We start from the raw sequence: 764 nt of genomic DNA, 5'->3' as shown, positions 1-764 counted from the left end.
GTGAGTTCAAGTAAGCCTTTTACCCAGCGTTGCAATTCGCGCCATTCGTTCGGTAGAAATGCCACAAAGCTTTGCAGGAACTACTACACCCTCTCATCTGCGTGGATATCATCCCAGACGGAGCGAGAGGATGGCGCCGTGCGGCTCGCGCCCTGTCAGGGTGGTAGCTGTGCAATGGAAGTTTTGATGTCCGGTCGAGCGACTATCGCGGTCGTGTGTATTCACCTCGCGAGCCACAAGGAGACCTGCAGGAGACACTTCACGATCCGAATTTGATGCTGGCGCCGAGCATGCGATCGAAAGTCTGGATTACGCCGGTGGTCAGCGAGAAATCGCGGCTGACCTCACTGGCCATGAGCATCTGCTGGTCCAGGCTGACTGAGTTACCAGAATGCAGGATATCCCAGTTCCTGTAGCGCGATGCGCAAATCTACGAGTAAGGCGACGGCCAGATTTACGAGATGTCGCCTCCGGTTGAAGTCGACCTACCGTGTCGCAGGACGACGCGGAGGAGCGCATGAGCCGGCTCGATCAGGAGGCTCGCATGACCATCAAGGCATTGGCGTCGCGGGGAGCGACCAACAGTGAGATCGCCCGCTTGCTGGGCGTGACGGAAGGCGCGGTCCGCTATCAGGTGAAGCGCTTCGATAGCGGTCAGACGGACGGCCGCGCGAGACAGAGCTTCAAGGCCGAGGCCGTTGCAGCGGTGATTGACCAGTGGCGGATCAACCAGGGAGATGGCCCAATCAATCTGGCCGCTCTGC

General features: G+C 59.0%; 1 protein-coding gene. It reads left to right on the top strand.

Annotation, left to right across the window (positions count from 1 at the left end; genetic code table 11):
- Positions 1-517: 517 nt before the first annotated feature.
- Positions 518-764, top strand: a 247-nt coding sequence (locus tag OC446_RS30550; RefSeq protein ID WP_262032616.1) for a helix-turn-helix domain-containing protein, incomplete at its 3' end; no start/stop codon positions are given.

Source organism: Microvirga sp. Mcv34 (assembly GCF_024519725.1).
Lineage (GTDB): Bacteria > Pseudomonadota > Alphaproteobacteria > Rhizobiales > Beijerinckiaceae > Microvirga.
Note: the sequence above shows the minus strand (reverse complement) of the source record. Positions and strands in the feature narration are given on the sequence as shown.